18 protein-coding genes are annotated in these 22,342 nt (G+C 66.7%); 9 read left to right on the plus strand and 9 right to left on the minus strand.

The genetic code is table 11. From position 1 onward, the window contains the following. Nucleotides 1-47 precede the first annotated feature (47 nt). From IAE56_RS09015 to prpB, 7 genes are all read right to left on the minus strand, one after another. Complete coding sequence (locus tag IAE56_RS09015; protein WP_200752298.1) at nucleotides 48-4,955, minus strand: alpha-2-macroglobulin; 4,908 nt, start codon at nucleotides 4,953-4,955, stop codon at nucleotides 48-50. A gap of 154 nt (nucleotides 4,956-5,109) precedes the next feature. Then, complete coding sequence (gene prpF / locus IAE56_RS09020) at nucleotides 5,110-6,288, minus strand: 2-methylaconitate cis-trans isomerase PrpF (protein WP_200752299.1); 1,179 nt, start codon at nucleotides 6,286-6,288, stop codon at nucleotides 5,110-5,112. 23 nt (nucleotides 6,289-6,311) lie between these two features. After that, the gene (locus tag IAE56_RS09025) at nucleotides 6,312-6,638 is read right to left on the minus strand and encodes a type II toxin-antitoxin system RelE/ParE family toxin (RefSeq protein WP_108769639.1); all 327 of its coding nucleotides are present in this window, start codon (nucleotides 6,636-6,638) and stop codon (nucleotides 6,312-6,314) included. Beyond that, nucleotides 6,625-6,882, minus strand: coding sequence for a type II toxin-antitoxin system ParD family antitoxin (locus IAE56_RS09030; protein ID WP_200752300.1), 258 nt, complete (start codon nucleotides 6,880-6,882; stop codon nucleotides 6,625-6,627). Before IAE56_RS09030 ends, IAE56_RS09025 begins: the two co-directional genes overlap by 14 nt. A gap of 100 nt (nucleotides 6,883-6,982) precedes the next feature. After that, complete coding sequence (acnD, locus tag IAE56_RS09035; protein ID WP_200752301.1) at nucleotides 6,983-9,601, minus strand: Fe/S-dependent 2-methylisocitrate dehydratase AcnD; 2,619 nt, start codon at nucleotides 9,599-9,601, stop codon at nucleotides 6,983-6,985. A 97-nt stretch (nucleotides 9,602-9,698) separates the two neighbouring features. Next, entirely contained in the window at nucleotides 9,699-10,856 is a 1,158-nt protein-coding gene (prpC, locus tag IAE56_RS09040; RefSeq protein ID WP_108769642.1) for a 2-methylcitrate synthase, read from the minus strand. A 36-nt stretch (nucleotides 10,857-10,892) separates the two neighbouring features. Next, entirely contained in the window at nucleotides 10,893-11,786 is an 894-nt protein-coding gene (prpB, locus tag IAE56_RS09045) for a methylisocitrate lyase (RefSeq protein ID WP_200732661.1), read from the minus strand. A 153-nt stretch (nucleotides 11,787-11,939) separates the two neighbouring features. Here prpB and prpR point away from each other — a divergent pair, with 153 nt between their 5' ends. From prpR to IAE56_RS09060, 3 genes are all read left to right on the plus strand, one after another. After that, nucleotides 11,940-13,523: a propionate catabolism operon regulatory protein PrpR gene (gene prpR, locus IAE56_RS09050; protein ID WP_200752302.1), complete on the plus strand. Its 1,584-nt coding sequence runs from the start codon at nucleotides 11,940-11,942 to the stop codon at nucleotides 13,521-13,523. Nucleotides 13,524-13,905: 382 nt separating this feature from the next. After that, the gene (locus IAE56_RS09055) at nucleotides 13,906-14,478 is read left to right on the plus strand and encodes a hypothetical protein (protein WP_200752303.1); all 573 of its coding nucleotides are present in this window, start codon (nucleotides 13,906-13,908) and stop codon (nucleotides 14,476-14,478) included. Between the two features lie 36 nt (nucleotides 14,479-14,514). Further along, a complete protein-coding gene (locus IAE56_RS09060; RefSeq protein WP_200752304.1) occupies nucleotides 14,515-15,441 on the plus strand; it encodes a S1 family peptidase in 927 nt (308 codons plus the stop codon). A 112-nt stretch (nucleotides 15,442-15,553) separates the two neighbouring features. Here the strand turns inward: IAE56_RS09060 and aacA are convergent, their stop codons facing one another. Together aacA and pdxH are read right to left on the minus strand one after the other, a co-directional pair. After that, on the minus strand, nucleotides 15,554-16,021 hold the full coding sequence (gene aacA, locus IAE56_RS09065) for an aminoglycoside 6'-N-acetyltransferase (protein WP_200752305.1): 468 nt from the start codon (nucleotides 16,019-16,021) through the stop codon (nucleotides 15,554-15,556). Continuing rightward, nucleotides 16,018-16,617, minus strand: a complete 600-nt coding sequence (gene pdxH, locus IAE56_RS09070) for a pyridoxamine 5'-phosphate oxidase (protein WP_200752306.1) — start codon at nucleotides 16,615-16,617, stop codon at nucleotides 16,018-16,020. Before pdxH ends, aacA begins: the two co-directional genes overlap by 4 nt. Before the next feature lie 40 nt (nucleotides 16,618-16,657). On the opposite strand from pdxH, the gene IAE56_RS09075 reads away from it, so the two are divergent. The 6 genes from IAE56_RS09075 to mdtD all read left to right on the plus strand — a co-directional run bounded on the left by IAE56_RS09075 (nucleotide 16,658) and on the right by mdtD (nucleotide 22,228). Then, nucleotides 16,658-17,485 (plus strand): kinase, encoded by an 828-nt coding sequence (locus tag IAE56_RS09075; RefSeq protein ID WP_200752307.1) that lies wholly within the window; start codon nucleotides 16,658-16,660, stop codon nucleotides 17,483-17,485. Between the two features lie 84 nt (nucleotides 17,486-17,569). After that, nucleotides 17,570-18,112 carry a shikimate kinase gene (locus tag IAE56_RS09080; protein ID WP_200752308.1) on the plus strand — a complete coding sequence of 181 codons (543 nt, stop codon included), beginning with the start codon at nucleotides 17,570-17,572 and terminating at the stop codon, nucleotides 18,110-18,112. Beyond that, nucleotides 18,109-19,221: a 3-dehydroquinate synthase gene (aroB, locus tag IAE56_RS09085; RefSeq protein WP_200752309.1), complete on the plus strand. Its 1,113-nt coding sequence runs from the start codon at nucleotides 18,109-18,111 to the stop codon at nucleotides 19,219-19,221. Before IAE56_RS09080 ends, aroB begins: the two co-directional genes overlap by 4 nt. 119 nt (nucleotides 19,222-19,340) lie before the next feature. Then, a complete protein-coding gene (locus tag IAE56_RS09090) occupies nucleotides 19,341-19,580 on the plus strand; it encodes a WGR domain-containing protein (RefSeq protein ID WP_106468857.1) in 240 nt (79 codons plus the stop codon). Between the two features lie 26 nt (nucleotides 19,581-19,606). Continuing rightward, nucleotides 19,607-20,689 carry a uroporphyrinogen decarboxylase gene (gene hemE / locus IAE56_RS09095; protein ID WP_200752310.1) on the plus strand — a complete coding sequence of 361 codons (1,083 nt, stop codon included), beginning with the start codon at nucleotides 19,607-19,609 and terminating at the stop codon, nucleotides 20,687-20,689. 57 nt (nucleotides 20,690-20,746) lie between these two features. After that, complete coding sequence (gene mdtD, locus IAE56_RS09100) at nucleotides 20,747-22,228, plus strand: multidrug transporter subunit MdtD (protein ID WP_234455980.1); 1,482 nt, start codon at nucleotides 20,747-20,749, stop codon at nucleotides 22,226-22,228. The last annotated feature ends 114 nt before the right edge of the window (nucleotides 22,229-22,342 follow it).

Raw genomic sequence — 22,342 nt, forward strand, 5'->3', positions numbered from 1 at the left:
CAGCGTGCCGGTGGGACGGGCCGCGCCGTCGCGGCCCGTCCGCGCGGTCACGGCTGGACCACCGTGATCGTGGTCGGGTTGCTGCGGCCCACGCCACGCAGCTGCGGGCGGTACATGTCTTCCACCAGCGGCGGCGGCACCGAGTAGGTGCCCGGGGTCACCGCGCGCACCAGGTAGAACACGTTGGCCTTGCCACCACGCGACAGCTTCAGTGCGGCCACGTAGCGGTCGTCGCGGAACTCCTCGTGCTTGGTGTCGGCGGCCGAGCTGCGGTCGCTGATGGTGATGCCATCGACCACCACGTCGGCCCACTGCTTGGCATCGCCCAGGTTGAAGTTCTCGATCTCCAGGCCGGCCGGCAGCAGGTCGGTCAGCAACGCATCGGGCATCTGCGTATCGGCACTGATGGTGATGCGCACGATCAGCGCTTCGCCTTCCTTCAGCGGGCGCGGCGTCCACGGCTTGCCGTCGGTGCCGAAGTAGGTCCGCTCGACGCCCAGCACGCTGTTGTCCGGCGCAGGCGCACTGCGCGGGATGCCGGCCACGTCGATGCTGGCGAACATCGGCGGCTGGCCCTGCGGGGTGAAGCGCACGCCGCTGGCCAGTTCGCTGCCGGTGAAGTTGCGGCCGAACAGCTTGCGCTGGCCGATGGTTTCGCTGTTGCCACCGATCACCAGTTCACCGGCCACCAGTGCCTTCTGGTTGGCCGCCAAGGCCTTGCCGAGGCGGGCGATGGCCACCTGCTCCTGCGTGCTCAGCCACATCCAGCCGGCATTGCGGCGGGCATCCAGGCCACGGCCGAGATCGACCGCGCGTGCATCCCAGGCCGGCTTGGCCAGCTTGTTTTCGTGGGTCAGCGCGATCATCAGCGCGTCATCGCGGATGGCACTGCCGTAATCGCCGAAGTACGACGGACGCTCGCTGCTGGACTTGGCGAAGCCGGCAGCAATCGCCGCCTGGCCACGCTTGGCGTCACCCTGCAGCGACAGCGCCACGCCCAGGTGGACCAGCGACAAACCACCGACGGCCTTGCTGCGCTCGTTGTCATACAGCGTGCGCAGGGTACCCAGCGGCGCGCGGTTGACGCGGGCCAGCACGTAGCCGGAATACGCCTGGTTGGCGAACTTCAGCTTCTCGCGGTCATCCTGGCCGTAGAACTGGTTGCCACCGGACAGCAGGTCCTCGCTGAGGCGGTTGAGTGCCTTCTGCAGCACGTTGTCCGGCACGGCGAAGCCACCGTCCTTGGCATCGAGCAGGAACTCGGTGATGTACGGGGTCAGCCACGGGTTCACGTAGCCGTCGTCACCCCACATGGAGAAGTTGCCGTTGGCCACCTGCATCGACGCCAGGCGACCGAACGCGCCTTCCATGCGCTCGCGGCGGGTCTTGGCATCCAGGCCGTCGGTGCCGAGCATCGACGAAGTCGCCTGGTCCAGGATCAGCGCGGCGTAGCCCTTGCTGGTGGTCTGTTCGGCACAGCCGTAGGGATAGTTCAGCGCGCCCTGCAGGGCACTGGCGAACGGGATCGGCGGCAGCGGGCTGACCAGCAGGCGCGCATTGACCGACTCGGCCATCAGGCCATCGGCCAGGCCGCCATCCAGGCTGACCGCGGCCAGTGGATCCAGCGTGCGCACCTGCGAACGGATCACCTGCGGCCACGCCGCACGCACCGGCAGGTCGTAGCGGCGGTCGGCCTTGAAGCCGTTGCCGTCCACGCGCACCCGCACCTTGGCCACGCTGTTGCCCTCGCGCGCCGACAGCGGGAAGCTCAGCGTGGTCTTGGCGTCGACGTTCAGCTGCACGTTGCGGCTGCCCTCGCCCAGGCCCAGCGGGCCTTCGGTGTCCACCTGCACGTTGAACTGGCCGGGCTTGCCGGTGAAGTTCTGCACGTCCAGGGTGACGGTGCTGCGGTCGCCCGGGGCGAGCACGCGCGGCATGCTGGCCTCGGCCAGGATCGGCGCGCGCACGATGGTTTCCACATCACGCTTGCCGTACTGGTCATCGCTGTAGACCAGCGCCGACACGCGCAGGGTGCCGTTGAAGTCCGGCACCTTCAGGCGGATGCGCGCATTGCCCTTGGCATCGAGCTGCACCGGGCCGGAGAACAGGTCCACGGTCTGCACGCGCGCGGTCGGCCGCTTGGCCTGCGGCAGTGCCTGCAGGGCCATGTCGCCGCCGAACTTCAGCTTGCCGTTGCTGCCGTCGAAGCTTTCGATCACACGGCTGTAGATGTCGTAGGCATCAATGCCGAGGCGACGCTGGGCGAAGAAGTGCGCGCCGGCATCGGGCACCGGGAAGCGGGTGATGTTGAGGATGCCCACGTCCACCGCCGAGACGGTGACGTGCGCGGTCTTGCCGGCCAGCTGCGGCGCGCTGACCGTCACCGGCAGGTCCTGTTCCGGGCGCATCTGCTTGGGCGCTACCAAGCCCACGGCCACGGTGCGGCCCTTGCGGTCCATCGGCACGTGCACCACGCCCACGGCGCGGGCCGGGGTGATCTTGCTGGGCGCACTGCCGCCACGGAACACCAGCGCGGTGATGTAGACGTCGTGGCGCTCCCAGTCGGCGGTGACCGGGATCTTGTAGGTGGCACCCGGCTTGGCGTCGATCTCCTGCACGTACAGCATGCGGTCGCTCTCGACCATCAGGATGCCCTTGCCGGCGTGCGGCGGGGTCACCGTCACCTGCAGGGTGTCACCGGCCTTGTAGCCGGTCTTGTCCAGGCCCAGCTTGACCTTGTCAGGGCGTGCATCCAGGCCGCGGTTGTCATCGCCCCAGCTCCAGCCGGCGCGGAACGGATAGCGGCTGGTCAGGCCGGTGGACGGATCGAACACGTCCACCCGGTACTCGCCCCACTCCACCGGGAAATCGAAGGCGACCGCGCTGCTGCCGGCATCGACGGTGCGGGTTTCCTTGTTCTCGAAGCGGCGGGTGAAATCGTAGTCCCAGCGGTTGTCGTTGAAGGTCCAGTGGTAGTCGCGCAGCTCGCGCACCAGGGTCACCTTCAGGCCTTTGGCCGGCTGCGGCTTGCCGGCGGCATCGACGCGCATCAGCTCGAAGCGCGCGTTGCCGTTGGAATCGGCACCGTCCTCGGGGTTGAACAGCGGGCGCACGCCGACCAGCGCATTGGCCGGCCACATGACGCGCTTGAGGGTGCGGGTGACCGTGCGGCCACCGGTTTCATACAGACTGCCCGACAGCACCACGGCGATCGGCGCCTTGGCCTTGGCCGCCTCTTCCGGCAGGGCCACGTCTTCGCGCAGCTGGCCATTGGCCGGCAACGTGGTGTCGACCACGTCCTTGGCTTCGCGCGGCAGCTGCAGGGTCGGGTCACCGAAGAAATAACCCGGCAGGCCTTCCACCGGCTGCTGTTCGGCGGCCACGGCCAGGCGCGCGGTGAAGCGGTTGCCATCGGCCGGGGCGCCATACAGATAGGCACCATTGGCCTGCAGGCGCAGCTCCTCGCCCGGCTTCAGCGTCTTCTGCGCGCTGTCCAGGTCCAGCTTCATGCGCTCGGGCAGGAACTCCTCGATGCGCAGGGTCATGCCCTGGATCGCTTCCTTGCTGGCCGGGTCGGTACGGAATTCCACCTGCCAGCGCCCGGTCGGCGCCTCGGCGGGGATGGTCTGCTCGAAGTTGATGTAGCCCTGGTCGCCGGGCTGCAGGCGGGTCTCGCGGAAGGTCTTGCCGTCGGGCTGTTTCAGGCGCAGGAACACCGGCTGAGCCTTCACCGGCTTGCCGTCGTTGTCGCGGAGCAGGGCCGACAGGCGCACGGTTTCGCCGGGACGGTACAGGTCGCGACCGGACCAGGCGTAGACGTCGAACCAGGCATTGTCACGACCGGCCACGGCGAATTCGCTCAGGTCCAGCGCCGGCTGGTTGAACGGCAGGAAGCTGGTGTCCTTGCCGCTGCTGGCCACCAGCACGTGGGTCGCGTCCAGGGTGTAGTTCAGCAGCGCGTTGCCGTTGCTGTCGGTGCTGCCCTTGAGCACCACCTCGCCCTTGGCGTCGAGCACGCGCAGATCGACGTTCTTCAGCGCCGCACCGTCCTTCAGCGCGGCGGTGTGGACGAACAGCTTGTCCTTGTAGGCACGGGTGTGCAGGCCGATGTCGCTGACCGAGAAGAACGCGGTATCGAACTCGCCTTCATAGTCGCCGGTGCGCTTGAGCAGGGCGAAGTACAGACCCGGCTCCTGCAGCTCCTTGATGTCCTGGGTCGGCAGGTAGGTCAGCACGCGCTCGTTCTGCTTGCCACCGAGGATGAAGCGGTTGACGTAGACCGGCTCGGCCAGCTTGTTGATGGGGCTGCGCTCGTAGTCGCTGCTCAGCTCCCAGCTGCCACGGCGGCCGCCGCGCTGGTACTGGCTGAAGAAGGTCGGCAGGTCCTTCTCGCGCACGCGCAGGAATTCGACGTCGACCTCGGGCACGTTCACCGACACCACCGGCAGGCCACGGCTGTCTTTGGCCGGCAGCACACTGCCCTGCGAGGCGAAACCGGCGACCGGCTTCAGTTCGCCGCTGAACACCTTCTGCTTCAGTTCCTTGCCCAGGCGGCTGCCGTCGGCGGCCAGCAGATCTTCGGAAACGACCAGGCTGTATTCCTTGCCGGCTTCGACGAAGGGGTAGCGCAGGGTCAGGCCGTCATCGGACAGGGTCCAGCTGCTGTCGTCGGTGCCGACCTTCTGTTCGAAACGCACCAGCTTGTCGAAGTCCTGGGTGCCGACCAGCGGGCGCGAGAACTCCAGCGCCAGCGACAGGCCCTCACTCTTCTGGTCCGGGTACGCGCGCAGCAGGGTGAAGTCCTTCACCTGCTCGGCCTTGGTGGCGATGGCTTCGCCGCTGGCCTTGGGCAGCTGCCCGCTGTCATTGCGACAACCGGCCAAGCCCAGCAACAGGCCTCCTGCCAGCACAGCCGCCGCCCAACCCCACCGCTTCCGCCGTGCCGGACCGCTCATGTCGTCACTCCTTGATCGAGGCGGCCATTATAGGCGCGCCGCGCCAAGGAGTTGACGCACCGGCGGTCGGAAACCCGGTCCCGCCCGGAACCCGGCAGCCGACAACCTTGGCTGGCGCCCCCCATGCCAACCAAGGTTGGCGGCTACCAGGGCATTACTCGGCCGGTACCCGCACCTTGCCTTCCATCAAGACGCGGGCGCTGCGGCTCATGATGGCCTTGGAAACCGTCCACTGGCCGTCAACGCGCCCGGCCTGGGCGCCCACGCGCAGCGTGCCGGACGGATGGCCGAAGGTCACCGCCTCGCGTTCACCGCCACCGGCCGCGCGGTTGACCAGGGTGCCCGAAATCGCCGCCGCGGTACCGATGGCCACGGCTGCCGTACCCATCATCGCGTGGTGCAGCTTGCCCATCGACAGCGCGCGCGCGTGCAGGTCGATGGCCGAGGCCGGAATGGCCTTGCCGCTGGACGATACGTAATCCTGCGCTGGCGCCACGAACGCCACCTTCGGCGTGTGCTGGCGGGTGGCGGCATCCTCCAGCTTCGAGATCAGGCCCATGCGCAGCGCACCGTGGGCGCGGATGGTCTCGAATTTCTGCAGTGCCGCCTTGTCTTCGTTGATGGCCGGCTGCAGCTCGGTGCCGGTGTAGCCCAGATCGGCGGCGTTGAGGAAGATGGTCGGAATGCCTGCGGTGATCATCGTCACCTCGAAGCTGCCCACGCCCGGCACATCCAACGTATCAACCAGGTTGCCGGTGGGGAACATTGCGCCGGCATCGCCGTCGTCGGACGGATCGATGAATTCCAGCTGGATCTCGGCGGCCGGGAAGGTCACGCCGTCCAGTTCGAAATCACCGGTCTCCTGCACTTCGCCATCGCGCATCGGCACGTGGGCGATGATGGTCTTGCCGATGTTGGCCTGCCAGATCCGCACGGTGCACAGGCCATCGCGCGGCACCCGGGCCGGATCGACCAGGCCGTTGGCAATGGCGAACGGACCGACGGCGGTGCTGAGGTTGCCGCAGTTGCCGCTCCAATCGACGAAGGCGGTGTCGATCGACACCTGGCCGTACAGATAATCCACGTCGTGGTCGGGCACCGAGGCGCTGGAAATGATCACGCACTTGCTGGTGCTGGACGTCGCCCCGCCCATGCCGTCGGTGTGCTTGCCATACGGATCGGGCGAACCGATCACGCGCATCAGCAGCGCATCGCGCACGGCGCCCGGGACCTGGGCGGCTTCGGGAAGGTCCTGCAGGCGGAAGAACACGCCCTTGCTGGTGCCACCGCGCATGTAGGTGGCGGGAATACGGAGTTGCGGGAGGAAGGTCATCGTCGGGTCCACGCGTTGGAATATCAGGAAATGTCTTGCATCAAGTGATCGAGCCCACGGTCAACACACCACACACGCATGACGTGCACGCACTCAGGCAGGTCGACGTAATAGATCAAGTAACGATCAAAGGAAGAAACCGGCATGAAGCGCAACGGCCCAGGCAGCTGCGCGGCGAGATCGGCGTGCCTGGTGGAGCCCGAAGCAGGAAACAGGGCGATGCGCTGCAGGGTGGCCTCCAACTCGGCCAGGAAACGCACGCCCAGTGCCATCCCTCCCTGTCGCGCGAACCAAAGCGCGGTATCGGCCGCGTCGGTCTCAGCACTCGGCCTCCACTCAATCGCCTTCACGCTCCATCCTTTCGGTCAATTCACGACGCATCCGTTCGAAGGTTTCACCGGTCACTGGAATGGCAGGGCCCGAGGCCAGCCCCTCGGCGATGAGCTTCTTGAGCAACTCCTCCGCCTTGCTGCGCTGCCGCTGGCGGATCAAGTCGCGCACATAGTCCGAAGTACTGGAGTAGCCGCCTTCGCGCACTTCCTCATCCACGAACTGCTTGAGCGGGTCGGTCAGCGAAATGTTCATGGTGGCCATGAAACTCTCCTTTGGCAGTTTTTGCCAAGTCAGTGTGCGCCCCGCCCTCGTGTCGGACAAGCCCGCACCCGCTCTCCGGGGGCAGGCATTCAGCGGGCTATCACGCCACCTTGGCGCCTTCCAGGAAATCCTGGGCGAAGCGCTGCAGCACGCCGCCCGCCTCATAGATCGCCACTTCCTCGTCGCTGTCCAGGCGGCAGGTGACCGGCACGACCACGTCCTGGCCGTCGCGGCGGTGGATGACCAGGGTCAGTTCGGCACGCGGGGTGCGCTCGCCGACCACATCGAAGGTCTCGGTGCCGTCGATGCCCAGGGTCAGGCGCGTGGTGCCCGGCTTGAACTCCAGCGGCAGCACGCCCATGCCGATCAGGTTGGTGCGGTGAATCCGCTCGAAGCCTTCGGCCGCAATGGCTTCCACCCCGGCCAGGCGCACGCCCTTGGCGGCCCAGTCACGCGAGCTGCCCTGGCCGTAGTCGGCGCCGGCGATGATGATCAGCGGCTGCTTGCGGTCCATGTAGGTCTCGATCGCTTCCCACATGCGCATGACCTTGCCTTCCGGCTCCACGCGCGCCAGCGAGCCCTGCTTCACGCTGCCGTCGTCGTTGCGCACCATCTCGTTGAACAGCTTCGGATTGGCGAACGTGGCGCGCTGCGCAGTCAGGTGGTCACCGCGGTGGGTCGCGTAGGAATTGAAGTCCTCTTCCGGCAGGCCCATCTTCGCCAGGTATTCGCCTGCAGCGCTGGAGGCCATGATCGCGTTGGACGGCGACAGGTGGTCGGTGGTGATGTTGTCCGGCAGCACTGCCAGCGCGCGCATGCCGGACAGCGTGCGCTCACCGGCCAGTGCGCCCTCCCAATACGGCGGACGACGGATGTACGTACTCTGCGGGCGCCAGTCGTACAGCGGGCTGACCGGCGCACCGTTCTCCACGCGCACGTTGAACATCGGGTTGTAGACCTTGCGGAACTGCTCGGGCTTCACCGAGGCCTTCACCACGGCGTCGATTTCGGCGTCGCTCGGCCAGATGTCCTTCAGGCGCACGTCATTGCCGTCGGCATCCACGCCCAGCACGTCCTTCTCGATGTCGAAGCGCACGGTGCCGGCGATGGCGTAAGCGATCACCAGCGGCGGCGAGGCCAGGAACGCCTGCTTGGCGTACGGATGGATGCGGCCATCGAAGTTGCGGTTGCCCGACAGCACGGCCGTGGCGTACAGGTCACGGTCGATGATTTCCTGCTGGATCTTCGGGTCCAGCGCGCCGCTCATGCCGTTGCAGGTGGTGCAGGCGAAGGCGACGATGCCGAAACCGAGCTGCTCCAGATCGGGCAGCAGGCCGGATTCTTCCAGGTACAGCTGCACGGCCTTCGAGCCCGGTGCCAGCGACGATTTCACCCACGGCTTGCGCTGCAGGCCACGTGCGTTGGCATTGCGTGCCAGCAGTGCAGCGGCAATCACGTTGCGCGGGTTGGAGGTATTGGTGCAGCTGGTGATGGCGGCGATGATCACCGCGCCATCGGGCATCAGGCCCTGCGCCTGCTCGGCCTTGCCCGCTTCCAGCTTGGCTTCGTCGGCGATGCCGCGCTCGGCCAGCTCGGCGGTGGCCACGCGCTTGTGCGGGTTGGACGGGCCGGCCATGTTGCGCACCACGCTGGACAGGTCGAAGTGCAGCACGCGCTCGTACTGTGCGGTGGCCAGGTCATCGGCCCACAGGCCGGTGGTGCGTGCGTAGTTTTCCACCAGCGCCACCTGCGCTTCCTCGCGGCCGGTAAGGCGCAGGTACTCGGTGGTCTGCGCGTCGATGTAGAACATCGCGGCGGTGGCACCGTATTCGGGGCACATGTTGGAGATGGTGGCGCGGTCACCGATGGTCAGTGCCGCCGCACCCTCGCCGAAGAATTCAAGCCAGGCGCCGACCACGCGTTCCTTGCGCAGGAACTCGGTCAGGGCCAACACCACGTCGGTGGCGGTGATGCCCGGCTGCGGGCGGCCGCTCAGTTCGACGCCGACGGTGTCGGGCAGGCGCATCCACGAGGCGCGGCCCAGCATCACGTTCTCCGCTTCCAGGCCGCCCACACCAATGGCGATCACGCCCAGCGCATCCACGTGCGGGGTGTGGCTGTCGGTGCCCACGCAGGTATCGGGGAAGGCCACGCCGTCCTGCACGTAGATCACCGGCGACATCTTCTCCAGGTTGATCTGGTGCATGATGCCGTTGCCCGGCGGAATCACGTCCACGTTCTCGAACGCCAGCTTGGTCCAGTCGATGAAGTGGAAACGGTCTTCGTTGCGGCGATCTTCGATCGCGCGGTTCTTCTCGAATGCCTGCGGGTCGAAACCACCGCATTCCACCGCCAGCGAGTGGTCGACGATCAGCTGCACCGGCACCACCGGATTGACCTTGGCCGGGTCGCCGCCCTTGTCGGCGATCGCATCACGCAGGCCGGCCAGATCCACCAGCGCGGTCTGGCCGAGGATGTCATGGCAGACCACGCGTGCGGGGAACCACGGGAAATCCAGGTCGCGGCGGCGCTCGATCAGCTGCGCCAGCGAGTCACTGAGCGTAGCCGGATCGCAGCGGCGCACCAGGTTCTCGGCCAGCACGCGCGAGGTGTACGGCAGCGTGGCGTAGGCGCCGGGCTGGAGCGCGTCGACGGCGGCGCGCGCATCGAAATAGTCCAGCGTGCTGCCGGGGAGGTTCTTGCGGTAATCGGTATTCATGGGCTGGCGGAGTACTTGAGGCGGGCCGGGTGCCGACGAAGCGGCAACGAAGGCATCCGGCCGGCGCGCGGCCGGCCGGATGGGTACAGCAGGTGGATCAGGCGCGCTTGTCGATGGCGACGAACTCGCGATCTTCCGGGCCGGTGTAGTTGGCGCTCGGGCGGATGATCTTGCCGTCGATGCGCTGCTCGACGATGTGCGCGCTCCAGCCGGCGGTGCGGGCGATCACGAACAGGGGGGTGAACATCGCGGTCGGCACGCCCATCATGTGGTAGCTGACGGCGCTGAACCAGTCCAGGTTCGGGAACATCTTCTTGATGTCCCACATCACCGTTTCCAGGCGCTCGGCGATGTCGTACATCTTCATGCTGGACTGTTCTTCGGACAGCTCGCGGGCCACGTCCTTGATCACCTTGTTGCGCGGATCGGACACGGTGTAGACCGGGTGGCCGAAACCGATCACCACTTCCTTGCGCTCGACGCGGGCCTTGATGTCTTCCTCGGCTTCATCGGGGTTGTCATAGCGCTTCTGCACTTCGAACGCGACTTCGTTGGCGCCGCCGTGCTTGGGGCCGCGCAGCGCGCCGATGCCACCGCAGATCGCGCTGTACATGTCGCTGCCGGTGCCGGCGATGACGCGGCAGGCGAAGGTCGAGGCATTGAACTCGTGCTCGGCGTACAGGATCAGCGAGGTGTGCATCGCCTTCACCCACGAATCCTGCGGCTTGTCGCCGTGCAGCAGGTGCAGGAAGTGGCCACCGATGGAGTCGTCGTCGGTTTCCACGTCGATGGCGCGCCCGTTGTGGCTCCAGTGGTACCAGTACAGCAGCATCGAACCGAGGCAGGCCATCAGCTTGTCGGCGATGTCACGCGCGCCCGGATGGTTGTGGTCATCCTTTTCCGGCGCCACGCAGCCGAGCACGGACACGCCGGTGCGCATCACGTCCATCGGGTGCGCCGACGGCGGCAGCTCTTCCAGCGCGGCCTTCACCGCGGCCGGGATGCCGCGCAGCGACTTCAGCTTGGCCTTGTACGAAACCAGTTCGGCGCGGGTCGGCAGCTTGCCGTGCACCAGCAGATAGGCGATTTCCTCGAACTCGCTGGTGTTGGCCAGGTCCAGGATGTCGTAGCCGCGGTAATGCAGGTCGTTGCCGCTGCGGCCGACGCTGCACAGCGCGGTGTTGCCGGCAGCGGTGCCGGACAGGGCGACGGATTTCTTCGGCTTGAAGGTCGGGTTTGCGGTCGTATCGTTCATGTTTTCCCTCCGAAAACTGATGGTGCAGGGTACTGCTTATTTCTTGGCGGCGAACAGGGCGTCGAGCTGCTGTTCGAAGGCGTGGTAGCCGATGCGGTCATACAGTTCTTCACGCGTCTGCATGGCGTCGACCACGTTGCGCTGGTGGCCGTCGCGGCGCACCGACTGGTAGACGTTCTCGGCCGCCTTGTTGGCGGCGCGGAAGGCCGACAGCGGGAACAGCTGGATGGCCACGCCGGCCGAAGCCAGTTCGTCGCGGCTGAACAGCGGGGTGGCACCGAATTCAGTGATGTTGGCCAGCACCGGCACCTTCACCGCATCGACGAAGCGGCGGTAGGTGTCCAGGTCGTAGGCGGCCTCGGCGAAGATGCCGTCGGCACCGGCCTCGACACAGGCGATGGCGCGCTCGATGGCCTTGTCCACGCCGTCCACCTGGATGGCGTCGGTGCGGGCGATCAGGAAGAAGTCCGGATCGGTCTTGGCATCGGCGGCAGCCTTCACGCGGTCGACCATTTCACCCTGCGAGACGATTTCCTTGCCCGGTCGGTGACCGCAGCGCTTGGCGCCGACCTGGTCCTCGATATGGCAGGCGGCCGCGCCGGCCTTGATCAGCGACTTCACGGTGCGGGCGATGTTGAACGCACTCGGACCGAAGCCGGTATCGATGTCCACCATCAGCGGCAGATCACAGACATCGGTGATGCGGCGCACGTCGATCAGCACGTCTTCCAGGGTGTTGATGCCAAGGTCCGGCAGGCCCAACGAACCCGCAGCGACACCGCCGCCGGACAGGTAGATGGCGCGGAAGCCGGCGCGCTTGGCCAGCAGGGCGTGGTTGGCGTTGATCGCGCCGATCACCTGCAGCGGCGATTCGGCAGCCAGCGCCTCACGGAAGCGGGCACCGGCGGAAGAAGGAGTGGAAGCGGTCATGCGGCAATCCAGGTTGGGAACGGGATAGAAGGCGCAAACACCATGCCAAGCTGCAAGCGATTGATTTCAAAGGCATGACCATGCCGCAATAATGAAACATATGAAACATTGAAACGGATGTATCATGAAACATCGTCACCCACGACTGCCGTCATGTATCTGCCCCGCTCGCCCCTGCGCCACGCTGATGCCGACCCCGGCCGCCCGGTCATCTGGACGGTCAGCGTCTCGCGCCTGACCGGCCTGCTCGGCGATGTCATCCCCGAGTTCGACCGTCGCGCGCGCATCGAGCAGATCAACCTCGGTTTCGAGGAAGCGGTGGATGTGATCGGCCAACGCCTGCGCCGCGAGCACTGCGACGTGGTCATCGCCGGCGGCTCCAACGCGGCCTGGCTGCGCGGCCGATTGGAACTGCCGCTGGTACCGATCCAGGCCAATGGCTTCGACCTGATGGAGGCACTGGCCCGCGCCCGCCGCATCGCCCCGCGCATCGGCCTGGTCACCCACGCCAGCGACGTGCCGGTGTTCAGCAACTTCCAGCAGAGTTTCGGCCTGGATATCGAGCACCGCCGCTTCGTCACCCGCGAAGATGCGCGCGACTGCATCGCCGACCTGCGCGCCAACGGCATCGAGGTGATCGTCGGCACCGGCATGGCCATCGACCACGCCGAACAGATGGGCCTGCCCGGCGTGTTGCTGTACTCGGCCGATTCGGTACGGCACGCGTTTGAACATGCGCTGGAACTGACCCAGGCGCTGGCCCGCTCCGGCGGCAGCCGCCCGGTCGCGCGCCGCCGCACCGCCCCGCGCAGCGATGCGCACGCCCTGCTCGGCGACAGCGAGGCGATGGCCCAGGTGCGTGCGCAGATCGCGCTGTATGCCCCGCATGACAGCACCGTGCTGGTCACCGGCGAAACCGGCACCGGCAAGGAACTGGTCGCGCGCCAGCTGCACGCGGCCAGCGGCCGTCGTGGCCGCTTCGTGGCACTGAACTGCGGCGCGATCAGCGAATCGCTGCTGGAAGCGGAGCTGTTCGGCTACAGCGATGGCGCCTTCACCGGCGCGCGGCGCGGTGGTCGCGTCGGCCTGGTCGAGGCCGCCGACGGCGGCACCCTGTTCCTCGATGAGATAGGCGAACTGCCGTTGCCACTGCAGACGCGCATGCTGCGGGTGCTGGAAGAACGCGAGGTGCTGCGCGTGGGTGCCACCGAACCAACGCCGGTGGACCTGCGCGTGGTTGCCGCGACCCTGCAGTCACTGGAGCAGCGCGCGGCCGCCGGCAGCTTCCGCCGCGATCTGTATTACCGGCTCGCCGCGCTGTGTATCGCCCTGCCCTCGCTGCGCGCGCGGCGTGGCGACATTCCGCTGCTTGCACAGCATTTCTTCCGCCAACTGCGTGGGATCGACGCGCCATTGGACGAAGAGGCAATGGGCGTACTGACCGCCGCCGGGTGGCCCGGCAACGTGCGCGAACTGCGCAACCTGGTGGATCGCCTGCGCATCCACTGGCAGCCGGGCGAAGGGCTCATCGATGCCACCCGCCTGCTGCAGCTGGCGCCGGAGCTGGTGAGTGAAGGTACCGCCGCGTTGCCCGTGGAAAGCAACGGCAAGCGCCCGCCGCGCGCGCAGCTGGAAGCGCTGCTGCAGGAACACCGCAATGACCGCGAAGGCATGGCGCAGGCGCTGGGCGTGTCACGCACCACGCTGTGGCGCTGGTTGCGCGCCGAGGGCTTGTAGCGATCCGCAACCTGGCGTGGCGTGGATGTACTGGACTTTCATTTTTCGGCTGAGTCGAACTGACCAGGAAGTCCTGTTCGTTAACAGAAGGCGCGCTTTCGATGGATTTACCATCGCAATGCTGACGCGATAGTCCCGCCCGCTACCCTGCACGCATGATTTCCTTGGCTGGAAACACGACCGTGAGCGACGACACCTCCCAAATCCGCTACCTCCAGTCTCGCGCGCCTGGCCCAAAATCAGAAAATGCGATACAGCTCACACCAGAGCATTTCCGCACGCGATAGAAGTCATTGCCAATGGGCTTCAGGAGACCATCGTACGAATCGGTAATTCATACCGTCAGATCGAGAGCAGGCCAGCCATTCAATAAGGAAGTTCAATGACAGCCACACTCGGATTGCACGTAAAATTAATTTCAGGGAGCGCCCTGATTGCAGCGTCGGCAATATTCAGCCTGAGCGCAACAGCCCAGAACAGGGACATAGTGGCTGAAAAGTACTCTGAGACTTACAAGACCTCGATCACAGAGGCGACGCAGCGTCTTGCTGCATCGAGAGAGGCCGGAAAGCTGCAGCAACGCATTGCCGCGGACAACCCGGAAACATTCGCCGGCCTTTATATTGAACACACCCCCGATTTCCAGATCGTCGTTCTCTTCACCAAGGATCCACAGCGGAACCTGGCCAAGTACACTCAGAGCAGACTCTATTCTGCGAAAATTGCACCTCGCTCCGTTGAGCTGCTACTAGCAGTCCAGGAAGAAGTCGGCGAGCAGCTGTCCAAATCGGGAGTGCGCTTCGAGAGCGGAATCGACATCAGAAAATCTGAAGTCGAACTACACGTATTGGATGCGAGCAGAGCAAGAGACGTCCTGACAAAGATCCTCTCCGCAGTAGATTTCATCAAGATCAATGAAACGACTGGATTCCCTCAGACAACGGCACTTGTTTGAGGAAACAAGGTCAGCGGAAACAACAGGATCTGTACGATGGGATTCAACGTTGTAGACCCCGCCACACGTGAACTTGGGATCGTGACGGCCGGGCATTGCGACAACAATCTGACTTATTCCAACTCCACCCTGCAGCTGCTTTATCAGAACGAAAGTGATGCAGGCATCTACGACGTTCAGTGGAACAAGCAGCGAGTCATAGGCACCGCCAAGCAGCAAAAAAACGAGATAATTATCGAGGGCAGTCCTGAGTCAATCGTCAGCGAGACTCCGTCCATTGACCTTGCCGTAGGCATGCCAGTCTGCAAGAGCGGCGTTACGACTGGATACACCTGCGGAGAAATTGCCGACACCAATGCCGCCACGGAAGATTACAACGGACTGCCTGCGAAATATGTTCGGGCTAGAAACGCAAACGACGCCGAAATGAATGCAGATGGCGATAGCGGCGGCCCTGTATTCTCCGGGGAGGCCGGGCATAGGAGCGCTTACGGAATTGTGCATGCCCGCGGCGCCGGTGACCGCATCAATCACCTTTACTTCATGCCTATCGAACGGCTGTCCATTCTCGGAATATCGACATTGACGTCCGCCTTTGAGACCGAAAGTGTTCCTGATGTTTCCGGACCCTCGCCATCCATACCGGTCAATATCAACTTCAAAGGGTACCCGCGCTTCCCAGTCGATTTAACTCTTGAAGTCATCTCCTGCCCTGCGGGGTGGACGTGCACAGGCGGCACCAACCGCTACGCCACCAATACCCCCTCACCATTGACCTTCACATGGGGATGCAATTCGAGCGGTCCTGATTGGCCCAAGCATTTCAGAGTGCGGACGTCGCTCAAGGACGCCTCTGGCACCACAGGTGCCGTGGAGACAAGCATCACGTGTACCGGCCCCGCTACTGGCGCTGCCCACCGAAACGTGAACTCCCATGCGTCACCAGAAGCCGGACTCCAGTAGATAGCCCTCGGACCTTGCTGTGCTGCAATCGGATTGACAGCACAGCAAGGTCAGGATGCACACAGCCTCACGGATAAACCAGTCGAGCATGGCTCGACTCTACAAAAAGCAGTTACCGGGGCGGCTCTGCGTCCAACGCCATGCGGAAATACACCACCCGCTCGGTTTCCTGGAAACCACACGCGCGGTGTGCGGCATGCGCCAGCACATCCTCCACGCGGCTGTCCGAAGCCAGTTCGCTGCAGCCGGCCGCGCGCGTCCAGTCCTGCACCGCCGACAGAAGTGCACGGCCCACGGCATGGCCCTGCCACGAAGGCTGCACGTACCAGCCTTCCAGGAAGCCCACCGGCGAAGATTCCGTACCGTTGACGTAATCGTGGCGCAGCCGCACTTCGGCGAAACCTACGGCTTCGCCATCGGCCAGGCAGGCCAGGAACACCGCGCCGTCGGCGTCGTCCAGCGACTGCGCCAACTCCTCCAGCGGGTCATCGGCATCCGGCCACAGACCCAGCCGCAACTGCGCCCACGCCGCCGCATCGGCCGGCGAGGCCTTGCGGATCGTCGGCGCGGCATCACTCACGGGTACAGCAGCCGCTTGCTCCAGCGCCCTTCGGCACCGGCCTGGTAGCACCAGCGCTCGTGCAGGCGGAACTGCGCGCCGTACCAGAACTCGATGCGGTCGGGCACCACGCGCAGGCCACTCCAGCCCTCCGGACGCGGCACATCCTTGCCCTCGAAACGGGCTTCGACCTCGGCCACGCGCGCATCGAATTCCTCGCGCGTCGCCAGCGTCTTCGACTGCAGCGATGCCCACGCGCCGATCTGGCTCATGCGCGGGCGGCTGGCGAAATAGGCATCGGCCTCGGCATCGGCCACCTGCTCCACGCGCCCTTCGATGCGCACCTGGATGCCGGCCTCGCGCAGGCTGCGCCACAGGAACAGCAGCGCCGCCTGCGGATTGGCCTGCAGTTCCTGGCCCTTGTGGCTGTCCAGGTGGGTGTAGAACACGAAACCGCGCTCATCGAAGGCCTTCAGCAGCACGGTACGCGCCGACGGGCGGCCCTGCGTATCGGCGGTGGCCACGGTCATCGCGTTGGGCTCGACCTCGCGGCTCTGCTTCGCCTCGTCGAACAGGGCGGCAAAGGTGGACAGGGCTTCGGCGTAAAGGTCGCTCATGGTTCGCTTCTTCTCACACGGATTGGGCTATTGTGGCGGCATGGTTGCTGCTGCGTACATGCCCCAGGTGAAAGGATTCCCGGATGCGCTTGCCGAGCAGGCGCTTGACGATGCGCTGGCCAGCGGCGCCACGGTGCCAGTATTGGCGATCAGCGGCGTGCAGGGCAGCGGCAAATCGACGCTGGCCGCGCAGGTGGTCGCCCGCGCCCAGGCACGCGGCCTGAACGCGGCGGCGCTGTCCATCGATGATGTCTACCTGACCCGCGCGCAGCGCCAGCGCCTGGCCCGCCAGGTCCACCCGCTGCTGATCACCCGCGGCCCGCCCGGCACCCACGACCTGCCGCTGGCCCATGCCGTGCTTGACGCGGTGGCCGCACGCCAGCCGCTGGCACTGCCGCGCTTCGACAAACTGGCCGATGAGCGCCTGCCCGAAGCGCAGTGGGCCGCGCTGGACGCCCCGCTGGACCTGCTGGTGTTCGAAGGCTGGTTCCTCGGCACGCCCGCGCAGGACGATGCCGAGCTGGACAGCCCCTTGAACGCGCTGGAGCGCGAGGCCGACCCGGATGGCCGCTGGCGGCGCTGGTGCAACCAGGCGCTGGCCCGTGACTACCCGGCGCTGTGGCAGCGCTGCGACCGCCTGTGGTTCCTGCAGCCGCCGGATTTCTCGGTGGTGCCGCGCTGGCGCTGGCAGCAGGAACAGAACCTGCAGGCTGCCCAGCCCGGCCGCCATGGCATGAGCCGCCCGCAGCTGGAGCGCTTCGTGCAGTACTACGAACGGGTCAGCCGGCAGGCGCTGCGTGCCCTGCCCGACCGCGCCGACCATGTGGTGGTGCTGGACGGCCAGCGCCAGGTGCAGGCGGTGCGCTGAGGCCGCCCGCTGCGGTACGGCGGATGCTTCCAACAGCAACCATCGTGCCAGGCCGGGGGTGCGGAAGTGGTAGGATCAGAGGGCATGAATCCTGCTCCGAACCTGATCCTGATCGGCCCGATGGGCGCCGGCAAAACCTGCATCGGCCGCCGCCTGGCCGAGCGCTTCACGCTGGACTTCGTCGATGTCGACCAGGCCATCGTCGACGCGGCGGGGGCCAGCGTTCCCACGATCTTCGAACACTCCGGTGAAGCCGGCTTCCGTAGCCATGAGCGCGAGGCCCTGGCCCGCGTGCTGGAAGGCCACGGCCAACTGGTTTCCACCGGTGGCGGTGCCGTGCTGGAAGCAGGCAACCGTGCACTGATCGCCCAGCGCGGCTTCGTGGTCTACCTCCGCGTGAGCGTGGCGGCCCAGCTGGAGCGCCTGGCCCGCGACAAGGGCCGGCCGCTGCTGCAGCGCCCGGACCGCGAGCAGGTGCTGCACGATCTGGCCGCGCTGCGCGACCCGCTGTACCGCGAGCTGGCCGACCTCACCCTCGATACCGACCCGTTTACCGCTGCCGACGCCACCGCCCAGCTTGTCGTCAAGCTGGCCACGCAATGGCAGCGCCAGGACCTGACCGCATGACCTCCCCCGCCCTGCTGCAGGTCGCCGTTGGCGGCGACCGCCCCTATTCCATCACCATCGGCGCCGGTGCCCAGGCCGACGGCGCTGCGCTGGCATCGCATGTGCGCGGCCGCCACGTGCTGCTGCTGAGCGACAGCGAAGTCGCCCCGCGCTACCTGGCTGCCGTGAAACAGACCCTGCTGGCCGCGCGCCCGGACCTGATCGTCGGCGAGCACGTGCTGCAGGCCGGCGAGGCCTCCAAGACCCTGGCCGAGTTCGGCCGCGCCATCGAAGCACTGGCCGCGCTGGGCGCCACCCGCGATGCCTGCGTGTTCGCCCTCGGCGGCGGCGTGGTCGGCGATCTGGCCGGTTTCGCCGCAGCCTGCTGGATGCGCGGCGTGGACTGCGTGCAGCTGCCGACCACCCTGCTGGCGATGGTCGACTCCTCGGTGGGCGGCAAGACCGCCGTGGACATCCCCGCCGGCAAGAACCTGGTCGGTGCCTTCCATCCGCCGCGCGCGGTCATCGCCGATACCCGCGTGCTGGCCACCCTGCCGCCGCGCGAACTGCGTGCCGGCCTGGCCGAAGTGGTGAAGTACGGCGCGCTGGGCGATGCGGTGTTCTTCGAATGGCTGCAGCAGCACGCCGAGGCGCTGCTGGCCGGCGAAGATGCCGCACTGGCCGAAGCCATCGCGCGCAGCTGCCGGCACAAGGCCGCGATTGTCGAACGCGACCCGTTCGAAAAGGGCGAGCGCGCCCTGCTCAACCTGGGCCACACCTTCGGCCACGCCATCGAGACCGAACAGGGCTATTCGGCCCCGGGCCGCGATGCACTGAACCATGGCGAGGCCGTGGCGGTGGGCATGGTGCTGGCGGCGAAGCTGTCCACCGACCTGGGCCTGGCCGAGGATGCCGACCGCCTGCGCCTGCAGGCGCTGCTGGAAAAGCTGCAGCTGCCGGTGGCGATCCCTGCCGGGCTCGACCCGCAGGCCCTGCTGGGCCGCATGCGGCTGGACAAGAAGAACGTGGCCGGCCGCCTGCGCCTGGTGCTGTGGCGCGGCATGGGCCGGGCCGAAGTGGTGCCGGACGTGGATGAAGCGGCGGTGCTGAAGGTGCTGGGCGCGGGCTGACACCGCGCGCGTCCGCCGGGCACGGCCCGGCGCTACCGGTCCTTCGCGGCATGAAGCGCAGCCGAGCATGGGCTCGGCTCTACAGGTCCGTGTCGCCCCCGGGGCGATACAATCGGCCCATGCACGTCTACCTGCAACATCCCGATGCCGGTGCGCAGGCACCGCGCTTCCTGCGCCTGAGCCTGCAGCCGGACCTGTTCGGCGGCTGGGAGCTGCTGCGCGAGAGCGGCCGCGTCGGTGCGCGCTCGCAGCTGCGGCGCGAGCTGTTCCTGCAGGCAGACGAAGCCCGCCACGCCTTCGAGAAGGCCCGTGATGCCGAACTGCATCGCGGCTTCCAGATGCTTTCGCACGGCGACTGACGCCGCTGCCAACTTTCGCCCAAGGAATGCCCATCGTGACCAGCCCCCTCCGCAACGATCGCCTGCTGCGCGCCCTGCGCCGCGAACCGGTGGACTGCACCCCCGTCTGGCTGATGCGCCAGGCCGGCCGCTACCTGCCGGAGTACCGCGCGACCCGGGCCAAGGCCGGCAGCTTCCTGGCCATGGCCAAGAACCCTGAGATCGCCTGCGAGGTCACCCTGCAGCCGCTGCGCCGCTTCCCGCTGGACGCGGCCATCCTGTTCTCGGACATCCTCACCATTCCCGATGCGATGGGCCTGGAGCTGTACTTCGTCGAAGGCGAAGGCCCGAAGTTCCGCCACCCGGTGCGTGATGAAGCCGCCATCGCCAGGCTGGCGGTGCCGGACATGGAACAGGACCTGGGCTACGTGATGGACGCGGTGCGCCTGATCCGCCGCGAACTGGACGGCCAGGTACCGCTGATCGGCTTCTCCGGCAGCCCCTGGACGCTGGCCTGCTACATGGTGGAAGGCGGCGGCAGCAAGGATTTCGCACGCATCAAAGCGATGGCGCTGAACCACCCGCAGGCCCTGCATCGCCTGCTGGAAGTGACCACCGACGCGGTCATCGCCTACCTCGGTGCGCAGCGCGCGGCCGGCGCGCAAGCCCTGCAGGTGTTCGACACCTGGGGCGGCGTGCTGTCGCCGGCGATGTACCGCGAGTTCTCGCTGCGCTACCTGCAGCGCATCGCCGAAGGCCTGGAACGCGGCGAAGGCAGCGAGCGCACACCGCTGATCCTGTTCGGCAAGGGCACCGGCCTGCACCTGGAAGCGCTGTCGCAGACCGGCGCCGATGCGCTGGGCCTGGACTGGACTCTGGACCTGGACGAAGCCCTGCGCCGCACCGGCGGCCGCGTTGCCCTGCAGGGCAACCTCGACCCGAGCACGCTGTACGCCTCGCCCGACGCCATCGCCGAGGCCGCTGCACGCGTGCTCGATACCTATGCGGCCGGCAACGGCGGTTCGCGCGAGGGCCATGTATTCAACCTCGGCCATGGCATGTCGCCGGACATGGACCCGGCGCACGTGCAGGTGCTGGTCGACGCGGTGCACGCGCACAGCCAGCGCTGAACCCCGGCACGGGCCACGGCGCGGCATTGATCGCGCCGTGACCCGCATTGCGCGATCATGGCGGCCCCACGCTGCACCGGCCCCCACGCCATGTCCGAACCGTCGCCCGCAGGCGCGCCCGCACCCGATACCGCCGCATCCGCCGCCGAATACGCCCGTTTCCGCCCGCTTCTCTGGCTGGTTTCGCTGGCGATCTTCATGCAGATGCTCGATTCGACCATCGTCAACACGGCGCTGCCGGCGATGGCCAAGAGCCTGGGCGAAAGCCCGCTGCAGATGCAGTCGGTGGTGTTCAGCTACGCGCTGGCGGTCGCCACCTTCATCCCCGCTTCCGGCTGGATCGCCGACCGCTACGGCACCCGCCGCACCTTCCTGGTGGCGATCATCCTGTTCACCCTCGGCTCGCTGGCCTGCGCGCTGGCCCAGCACCTGCACCAGCTGGTCGGCGCGCGCGTGCTGCAGGGCATCGGCGGCGCGATGCTGCTGCCGGTCGGCCGCCTGGCGGTGATGCGCTCGGTGCCGCGCGAGGATTTCCTGCGCGCGATGAGCTTCATCGCCATCCCCGCCCTGGTCGGCCCGCTGATCGGCCCCACCCTCGGCGGCTGGCTGGTGGAAATCGCCTCGTGGCACTGGGTATTCCTGATCAACCTGCCGATCGGCGTGATCGGTTTCATCGCCGCGATGAAGATCATGCCAGACCACTACGCCAGCCATCGCATCCGCTTCGACCTGCGCGGGTACATCATGCTGGCCTTTGCGATGGTGGTGCTGTCGCTGGCACTGGATGGCATCTCCGGGCTGGGCACGCCGCACGCGCTGATCATGCTGATGACCGTGGCCGGCCTGGCCGCACTGGTCGGCTACTGGCTGCACGCCGCCAATTCCACCGCGCCGCTGTTCTCGCTGGCACTGTTCCGCGTGCCCAGCTACCGCATCGGCATCCTCGGCAACCTGTTCTCGCGCATCGGCAGCAGCGCCATGCCGATGCTGATCCCGCTGCTGCTGCAGGTCGGCCTCGGCCTGGGCCCGATGCACGCGGGCCTGATGATGGTGCCGGTGGCGGCGGCAGGCATGGTGTCCAAGCAGCTGGCGGTGAAGCTGGTCGAACGCTACGGCTACCGCCGCGTGCTGATGATCAACACCGTGCTGGTGGGCTTTGCGATGGCCAGTTTCATCCTGATGGACCCGGGCCAGCACCTGGCCTGGCGCCTGGTGCAGCTGGCGTTCTTCGGTGCGGTCAATTCGCTGCAGTTCACCGTGATGAACACCGTGACCCTGCGTGACCTCGACCGCGAGTACGCCAGCTCGGGCAACAGCCTGCTGTCGATGGTGATGATGCTCGCGGCCGGTTTCGGCGCGGCGGCGGCCGGCAGCCTGCTGGCGGCATTCGGCACGCATCTGGAAGGCCATGGTGCGACGGCGGCGCTGCATGCGACGTTCATCTGCGTGGGTGCGATCACGCTGACCTCGACGATGATTTTCTGGCAGCTGCCGGATACGAGGCCGGAACCGCGGCAGGTCGAGTCGGTCGCGGAGTAGTTTTTTCGGCAGGGCTGCGCCCTGCACCTGCTCAATGCAACGGCAACGTCAAAAGCCGAAGCGGCATTCCGTGGGATGGCGGGGCGGTGTGGGCTTGCAGGACACGCCGTAAAC

The sequence above is a fragment of the Stenotrophomonas sp. S41 genome, from assembly GCF_016624625.1.
Classification (GTDB): Bacteria; Pseudomonadota; Gammaproteobacteria; order Xanthomonadales; family Xanthomonadaceae; genus Stenotrophomonas.

Excerpts from the sequence above, each read along its gene's own strand:
- IAE56_RS09015 (WP_200752298.1), bottom strand. The coding sequence starts at position 4,955 with ATGAGCGGTCCGGCACGGCGGAAGCGGTGGGGTTGGGCGGCGGCTGTG.
- prpF (WP_200752299.1), bottom strand. The coding sequence starts at position 6,288 with ATGACCTTCCTCCCGCAACTCCGTATTCCCGCCACCTACATGCGCGGT.
- IAE56_RS09030 (WP_200752300.1), bottom strand. The coding sequence starts at position 6,882 with ATGGCCACCATGAACATTTCGCTGACCGACCCGCTCAAGCAGTTCGTG.
- acnD (WP_200752301.1), bottom strand. The coding sequence starts at position 9,601 with ATGAATACCGATTACCGCAAGAACCTCCCCGGCAGCACGCTGGACTAT.
- prpC (WP_108769642.1), bottom strand. The coding sequence starts at position 10,856 with ATGAACGATACGACCGCAAACCCGACCTTCAAGCCGAAGAAATCCGTC.
- prpB (WP_200732661.1), bottom strand. The coding sequence starts at position 11,786 with ATGACCGCTTCCACTCCTTCTTCCGCCGGTGCCCGCTTCCGTGAGGCG.
- prpR (WP_200752302.1), top strand. The coding sequence starts at position 11,940 with ATGTATCTGCCCCGCTCGCCCCTGCGCCACGCTGATGCCGACCCCGGC.
- IAE56_RS09055 (WP_200752303.1), top strand. The coding sequence starts at position 13,906 with ATGACAGCCACACTCGGATTGCACGTAAAATTAATTTCAGGGAGCGCC.
- IAE56_RS09060 (WP_200752304.1), top strand. The coding sequence starts at position 14,515 with ATGGGATTCAACGTTGTAGACCCCGCCACACGTGAACTTGGGATCGTG.
- pdxH (WP_200752306.1), bottom strand. The coding sequence starts at position 16,617 with ATGAGCGACCTTTACGCCGAAGCCCTGTCCACCTTTGCCGCCCTGTTC.
- IAE56_RS09075 (WP_200752307.1), top strand. The coding sequence starts at position 16,658 with ATGGTTGCTGCTGCGTACATGCCCCAGGTGAAAGGATTCCCGGATGCG.
- IAE56_RS09080 (WP_200752308.1), top strand. The coding sequence starts at position 17,570 with ATGAATCCTGCTCCGAACCTGATCCTGATCGGCCCGATGGGCGCCGGC.
- aroB (WP_200752309.1), top strand. The coding sequence starts at position 18,109 with ATGACCTCCCCCGCCCTGCTGCAGGTCGCCGTTGGCGGCGACCGCCCC.
- IAE56_RS09090 (WP_106468857.1), top strand. The coding sequence starts at position 19,341 with ATGCACGTCTACCTGCAACATCCCGATGCCGGTGCGCAGGCACCGCGC.
- hemE (WP_200752310.1), top strand. The coding sequence starts at position 19,607 with ATGCCCATCGTGACCAGCCCCCTCCGCAACGATCGCCTGCTGCGCGCC.
- mdtD (WP_234455980.1), top strand. The coding sequence starts at position 20,747 with ATGGCGGCCCCACGCTGCACCGGCCCCCACGCCATGTCCGAACCGTCG.